This is a genomic window from Nostoc sp. UIC 10890 (assembly GCF_054786515.1).
Window position 1 is genome coordinate 1 of the sequence record NZ_JBSGKF010000050.1, and the last position, 5,420, is coordinate 5,420.

Genomic DNA, 5,420 nt, shown 5'->3' on the forward strand with positions numbered 1-5,420 from the left:
GTAAGCGGTTAGATGTAGTTCCAGCCAGGGCAATCGTCTCTTGTCTGGTGAATCCATTGATAACAGTCATTGCAGTTACCCTCGCCCAATTAATCTCCTCTTTGTTGCTTTATTATCACTACAAACACAATATATTGAATTTGGATAAATTTATAAAAAATTAACGTATTCAATATTTGTTAATTTAGAATACGTTGTGTTACCCTTAAAAAATAAAGTATACACGTAGCACCCGGTTCAATATACCGAACTATACAGAAAGCTATATGTAGCATAACAACGCTTGTTGTTAGTGCCAAGATTTTGAGATAGACAATATCCGCCACAGAGCTATTGCCAATTTAGATAGAGAAAATTAACTATGGCTAGAGGAGCGATCGCTGCTCGTATTCAAGGAGATGATTATCAAGCACGATGGTTCTGGTTTCAAATTTGCCGTCTTTTTAGTGAGCGTACAAAAGTTGTGCGTGTTAGTTATGAAGCTAACAATATTAAATCATTTGATGATGTTGTGGTCTATTACCAAGGTATGGAAGATGACGAGGGAAATCCCCTCAGCGCTGAATACTACCAAGTGAAATTTCACGTCACTTCGGCGGGAGCTTTTACCTGGGAAGGCATGATGAACCCTAGTTTTATTAATGCAACATCAGTGTCTATACTTCAGCGCTTAAAAAACGCTCAGGCACAATATGCTCCTAAAGGAACTGAAGCACATTTCATACTTTATTCACCTTGGCAGATTCATCCTGATGATCTTCTGGCAAAAGTACACTCCCAAACTGATGGCAGGCTTGACTGGTATCGCTTGGCTGAAGGTGGTTCCAAGTCCAATTTTGGCAAGCTACGTGCTGCTTGGCGTGAACACTTAAAAATTGAAACAGACGAAGAGCTTTGCACTATTTTGCGTCCTTTGAGGATTCGTCAAGGACGAACCCTTCAAGAAATCGGTGGGTTACTCAACGATAAATTATACAGAGCAGGACTTGTTCAGGTTGAAGACGGGCGTTTGTGTAATCCCTATGATGATTTAGTACATAAACTAGTGCAGTTAAGAAAAACCGAATTTACGCGAGAGGAAATCGAAGTAATTTGCAAAAGGGAGAATCTCTGGATGGGGCATTCTATTCCTGAACCTGATGCTTACCGTGTTGGTATTCGCAGTTTTCTTCGGTGGGCTGAAAACTTAGAAGATGAAACTAATGCCATGCTCGATCTGCTTCGATACTTTAATGGTCGTAGCATTCGGTCTCCTGAACTCTGGCAACAGCAAATATACCCGGCAGTAGATAGTTTTCTCGCCAGTAACTTGCGTCCTGGTAATCGCTGCCATTTGCATCTTCACACCCATGCATCAATTGCTTTTGCTACTGGATATTGCCTTAACTCAAAGTCTGGGATTAATGTCGCACTCATCCAGTCTACCGGAACTGGACAAGAAATTTGGCAACCATCTCCGCAGTCTAATCCAGATCATTATCCTACTTGGACTTTTACTCAAGAATTGATATTGGAAGAAGGCACAGATGTAGCTCTTGCTCTCTCTGTAACTCACTTAGTTACTTCAGACGTTCAAGTATATATTGCACAAGAACATCTGCCAGTTCATCGTATTTTTTCTTATACACTTCCTAAAGGGGCTAGCTCACAAGCCATAGTGGATGCAAATCACGCTAAACTGCTGGCCGATCACTTGTCGTCTCGTCTTAAGAATGATCGTACCCCCCTTGAACTAGGGTGTTGACTTTGGGTGTTTTGAGGTGATATTTCTTCATACAGAATATATATCTAAAAATATCCAATGTAAATTGGTGGTTAATGAAAGAATTAAAAAGTTCGTCGAGCCGATTGATTCGTCTGTTTAAACAAAGTCGAGAGAATTGGAAAGAAACAGCGCTTGAAAGGCAACGAAAGCTGAGAGCGCTTGAAATAAAGATTAGAGATTTATCGCTTTCACGGGAGAAATGGAAAAAGCGTGCTGTGAAAGCAGAAAAAGAATTACGTATACTTCGTGCCAACTCAGTTGATGCACAAAAAAAGGGGAAGAAGTTTCGGAGCAAATAGAAACTGTCACAGCGACTGGGCATCATTACAGCCTGAGAACAATACAAAAAGCAGTACAACAAGCAATTGATTCTGGAAGTAGTTTACGAGGAATCGAAAAAAACCTGAAGTGGGAAGTATCGGACTCAGAAGATAAGAGTCCGAGTTTCAGTAGTGTGAGAAATTGGTTAGGAAGGATTGGGTTATATGAGCTTCAAAGAGTAAAAGAATATCGAACTGATTGGATTTTTATTATTGACCTAACAGTAGAATTAGGAAAGCAAAAATGCCTAGTGATTTTAGGAGTTGCTCAAGAATATCTGGAATCAGCCGTTTTTCGTTCAAAACAAGGGCTAAAACACCATGATGTCCAACTCTTAGCACTTGAAATTATGGACTCAACAAGAGGGGAATTAATTGAACAAAAGCTCTGTGAACTGACTGATATAGTTGGTTGCCCAATACAAATAATAGCAGATCATGGCAGTGACCTCGAAAAAGGAATTAAACTTTACTCTTCAAAATATCCTTCTGTTATTTATACCTATGATGTAACTCATGCAATGGCTTTATTACTTAAACATGAGTTAGCCACCTCGGAAAAATATCAATCTTTTATCCAAAAATGTAACCAGTGCCGACATCAACTCCAACAAACAGAACTATCATTTCTCTCTCCTCCATCTCAACGTTCTGGATGCCGTTATTTTAATGTTGAAAAGTTAATTGATTGGGCGCAGAAGCTTTTGAATTGCCCAATCGATACTTTACATAATTTAGTACCCAACAGTGAAAAAGAAATCCTCAATCAAAAATTAATTATGAAGTTTGGTTGGTTAAGAGATTATGTGGAAGTTATTGACTTGTGGGGTCAAATGGTTTTGATGACTAGGACTTTGGAGAAGCAACTTAAAATCAATGGAATTAACCAACAATCAAGAATTGAGTTTGAGAAGAACCAATTCTCAACGTCAACTAATTTTATTTCGGTTTTTCAAGACAATATTCTTGAATATATTACAATCGAAAGTTCTCTCATTCCCACAGGAAAAACTTTTTTGGCGAATTCTGATGTGATTGAATCTATTTTTGGTAAATACAAACATTTTTCCTCTAGATGTCCTCTCAAACAGATAGGTCAGATGGTTCTGAATATTTCTTTGTGTACGATGAATCTGGGAGCTTCTGTGGTTCAGGAGGCATTAGAAAATGTTCGCTATCTTGACCTTCAGTCCTGGTCATCTCAAGTTTTTGGTCAGTCCATGCTCTCAAAAAGAAAAACTGTATTTTCGACCTCAATCGACGACACAATAATTGTATGAAGTTTTTTTAGCAATTTCCATACAAAGTCAACACCCTACCCTTGAACGTCAAGGAGTGCTACATATTTTTATCGCTGCACCAAATGCTCTAGTTTTTTTCATTGGTCAACTTGCTCGTAGCTTTGGTTCATGCATCGTTTACGAATATGATTTTGATCGCAACATACCTGGTGCATATCAGCCATCTTTGAAGTTCCCGCCTCCTTGAATGTCTAAAAAGATCAATAGCCAAAATTAAGCTTTCTTGTAACATAAATGAGTATGGAATTGCCAAGCTACTTTAATGATTTTCTGGCTGCTATTCGTCCTCAAGGCAACCATGTTGATGATTATAAAACTGGTCACAAGACATTACGGCAACGACTTAAGGAAGATGCAGTACTATCTTCGATTATTACCACAACATTTTTACAAGGTAGTTACCGTCGTGCAACCGCCATTCGTCCTCAAGGGGAAAAACGGGCAGATATTGATATCATTGTGGTGACTAAATTAAGTGAAGATGAATATACACCTAAAAATGCACTTGAACTATTTGTCCCATTTCTAGAAAAGCATTACAAAGGCAAATATAAACCACAAGGACGTTCTTTTGGGATTGAACTATCATACGTTGATTTGGATTTAGTAATTACATCAGCGCCCTCCGAAAGTGAAATTGGGATCTTCTCCACTGATAGCATCATTTCTGATGATACTCCTGAAACAGCCGAAGCCGATGAAGACTGGCGCTTAGTACCTTCTTGGGTTTCTGTAGAAACGAGGTCTGTCATTTCATTCTCCGAAAAGAAGTATCGTTTGGATACCGCACGCACAGAAACTGAGTGGAAGATTTCCCCCCTTCGTATTCCTGATCGTGATACCCAACAATGGCAAGATACTCATCCCCTAGAGCAAATTAGGTGGACGTGGGATAAAAATCGTAGATGTAATAAACATTACATTAATGTTGTTAAAGGGATGAAGTGGTGGCGAAGGATAAACCATCCAACTCCCAAGTACCCCAAAGGATATCCTGTAGAACACTTGATAGGACAGTGCTGTCCAGACGGAATTAGCTCAGTGGCTGAGGGGGTTACAAAGACGCTCGAAACTATTGCCGAGAAATATCAAGGATACGCTTCTTATAAAATGACTCCCAACCTGTCAGATCATGGTGTACCATCACACAATGTGTTCAAACGTGTTTCTGGTGAGGATTTTGCGGAGTTTCACAGTCAAGTATGCGAAGCTGCAAAGATTGCTCGTCTTGCATATAATGCAACAGACATTCCTACAAGCGTTGCATATTGGCAGAAACTCTTTGGTAAAAAATTTCCAGATGCCCCTCCTAATAGTGGCAATGGTGGTAAGAATCCTACAGGAGGTGGCTACACACCTCGGCAGGATGTCACTCAACTAGGAGGAGGCAGATTCGCATGAGTGATAAGAGAATACCTCCTACAGAGCTTCTTGCTGCTCGTAGAACTCTTGAGGGTATATCATGTGTTGAACTTTTATATGACTGGACATGGAGCGATCAATTAGCTAAATGGACATTGTACTGCCGTATAAATATTAATTCGCCACCAAGTCCTTTCATTCCGCAATCTACAGACTGGTATGTTCTCGTTAGTCCAGAGTACCCTTGGGGAGATATTGGATTTTATCCAGCAAAAAAAAATGGACTTATCCATACTTTTCCTCACCAAAATTTTAATAGTTTTGGCGATAATAAAGTACCTTGGCGTAAGGGCAAACTTTGCTTAGATACCAGTGTTCATGCTTTAGGTCGTCAAGGCTACCATAGTGAACCCTACGATCCTTACTGGAGACTAGAATGGCACTTTAGGCGTGCTATTGAATGGTTGGTGGCCGCGTCGGAAAATAAACTCGTTTCTCAGGGTGAACCATTTGAGCTTCCCTATTTTCCTGTAGGGAATTTTTTAACAGCTGCTTTCTCTGAAAGTGCTGAGTCCTTTACTGAATGGCAGAAAATTCCTGATCCGGTTGGACTGGTTCACCTAGTACCTCTGCGTAAAAAACCAGATATATTTTTTGTAGAATCGTTTCAAT

General features: G+C 39.7%; 6 protein-coding genes. All 6 read left to right on the forward strand.

Annotated features, from left to right (window positions below; translation table 11 throughout):
• The first annotated feature begins 361 nt into the window (after positions 1 to 361).
• Positions 362 to 1,744 carry an SAVED domain-containing protein gene (locus ACWATR_RS38440; protein ID WP_460345178.1) on the forward strand — a complete coding sequence of 461 codons (1,383 nt, stop codon included), beginning with the start codon at positions 362 to 364 and terminating at the stop codon, positions 1,742 to 1,744.
• Between the two features lie 74 nt (positions 1,745 to 1,818).
• A complete protein-coding gene (locus tag ACWATR_RS38445) occupies positions 1,819 to 2,064 on the forward strand; it encodes a hypothetical protein (RefSeq protein WP_460345181.1) in 246 nt (81 codons plus the stop codon).
• Between the two features lie 272 nt (positions 2,065 to 2,336).
• A complete protein-coding gene (locus ACWATR_RS38450; protein WP_460345184.1) occupies positions 2,337 to 3,365 on the forward strand; it encodes a hypothetical protein in 1,029 nt (342 codons plus the stop codon).
• Positions 3,358 to 3,573, forward strand: a complete 216-nt coding sequence (locus tag ACWATR_RS38455) for an SAVED domain-containing protein (RefSeq protein ID WP_460345187.1) — start codon at positions 3,358 to 3,360, stop codon at positions 3,571 to 3,573. Before ACWATR_RS38450 ends, ACWATR_RS38455 begins: the two co-directional genes overlap by 8 nt.
• A 47-nt stretch (positions 3,574 to 3,620) precedes the next feature.
• A complete protein-coding gene (locus ACWATR_RS38460; protein ID WP_460345190.1) occupies positions 3,621 to 4,787 on the forward strand; it encodes an SMODS domain-containing nucleotidyltransferase in 1,167 nt (388 codons plus the stop codon).
• Positions 4,784 to 5,420: hypothetical protein (locus ACWATR_RS38465; RefSeq protein WP_460345193.1), on the forward strand; the 637-nt coding region annotated here is incomplete at its 3' end. The genes ACWATR_RS38460 and ACWATR_RS38465, both read left to right, overlap by 4 nt.